The sequence below is a fragment of the Clostridium niameyense genome (assembly GCF_001243045.1).
In the GTDB taxonomy this organism is placed as follows: domain Bacteria; phylum Bacillota; class Clostridia; order Clostridiales; family Clostridiaceae; genus Clostridium_F; species Clostridium_F niameyense.
The window spans coordinates 1-1542 of sequence record NZ_LN849003.1; the positions used below are offsets into that span (position 1 = coordinate 1).

Genomic DNA, 1542 nt, shown 5'->3' on the forward strand with positions numbered 1-1542 from the left:
GGTTTTATACCTTGTTACTGGCTGTGTTACAAGAAAAATTTCTTGTTATTCTCTGTTTAATTTTCAAAGACCATGTCGCTTCATGCGACTTTCTTATAATAACATAAGTGTTTTTCTTTGTCAACACCTTTTTCAAATTCTTTTTTGTTAATACATTTTTTTATGTTTAATAACTAAAAAGACTTTGTATTGCTTGGCTCTCACCAGACAACGTAGATTATTATATCATCTATATTTTAATGTAATATAGGTTTAATAACTAATATTAATAATTATATTGATATTACTCCTGTTATATATATATATCTTTCATTTTGTTATACAGATACTCTTGGTTATGTTGTTATTATAAATAAACCTAAATTTTATTTATTATTATTAAATTATACATTATAACAAATAGTTGTGATAAAATTATACTTAATATAAAAAATAGAATATTTTTAATAAGATATTAAAAAACTATATTTAAAAAACATAAAAATAAACTATGCCAAATACTTGTTAAAATATTTGTATTTAAGAAATTAGCATCTATAAAAAATCTTAAAAAATTTAATACTATAAGAAAGGAGTCTATAAGCATGGAAATAGAAGAATATTTAGAAAAAAAAATTAAAGATATAACTGAAAAATATAAGGGGGATAATATTGATGGATATATAACTGGTGATGGACCTATACCATGTAATATTATGTTTATAGGAGAGGCTCCTGGGAAAAACGAGGTAAAAGAAGGAAAACCCTTTGTAGGAATGGCAGGCAAAAACTTTGAAAAATACTTGAATTCTATAAATCTTCAAAGGAAAAATATAAGAATTACTAATACCTGTTTTTTTAGACCAATAAAAATTAAAGAAACTACTAATGGAAGAATCTCTATTAGTAATAGACCTCCAAAAGTTTCAGAAATCTCTTTATTTAGTTCTATACTTATGGATGAAATTAATGTAGTTAATCCTAAATTAATAATAACATTAGGAAATGTACCATTGAAGACACTAACAAATTTTAAGTCTATTGGGGAATGCCATGGAAAAAAATACTTCATTGATAGTTTAAATAGATATGTATTTCCTATGTATCATCCTTCATCCTTAATATATAATAGAAGCAATGAATTTCTTAGAAGTTATGAAAATGATTGGAATAGTTTAAAAAAAGCTTTAGATGAGATCTAATCTAAAGCTTTTTAATTTAAAAATTATTTTAAAATAATAAAGCACTTTGCAAACATGCAAAGTGCTTTTGGTGATCTACCGGGGAATCGAACCCCGGACACCATGATTAAAAGTCATGTGCTCTACCGACTGAGCTAGTAGATCATATATATCTGGCAACGACCTACTCTTCCACAGAGCCTCCCCTGCAGTACCATTGGCGCTTTGAAGCTTAACCTTCGTGTTCGGCATGGGAACGGGTGTTACCTTCAAGCCATAATCACCAGATATTTTAATTTATTTTTTTGAGATTATTCTCTCAAAATTGCACAGTATATTTTGGTCAAGCCCTCGACCTATTAGTATTAGTCAGCTAAACATG

The 1542-nt window shown here is 27.0% G+C and carries 1 protein-coding gene, 1 tRNA gene and 1 rRNA gene; 1 reads left to right on the top strand and 2 read right to left on the bottom strand.

The genetic code is table 11. The features are described from left to right. The first annotated feature begins 584 nt into the window (after positions 1–584). On the top strand, positions 585–1181 hold the full coding sequence (locus BN1711_RS00015) for a uracil-DNA glycosylase (RefSeq protein WP_050606186.1): 597 nt from the start codon (positions 585–587) through the stop codon (positions 1179–1181). Positions 1182–1249: 68 nt separating this feature from the next. On the opposite strand, the gene BN1711_RS00020 is transcribed toward BN1711_RS00015, so the two are convergent. Together BN1711_RS00020 and rrf are read right to left on the bottom strand one after the other, a co-directional pair. Beyond that, positions 1250–1325: transfer RNA gene (locus BN1711_RS00020), tRNA-Lys, on the bottom strand. Positions 1326–1331: 6 nt separating this feature from the next. Continuing rightward, positions 1332–1448: ribosomal RNA gene (gene rrf / locus BN1711_RS00025) — 5S ribosomal RNA — on the bottom strand. Between the last annotated feature and the right edge of the window lie 94 nt (positions 1449–1542).

Bases quoted from the DNA above. Each gene is read 5' to 3' on its own strand.
- BN1711_RS00015 (WP_050606186.1), top strand. From the start codon at position 585: ATGGAAATAGAAGAATATTTAGAAAAAAAAATTAAAGATATAACTGAA.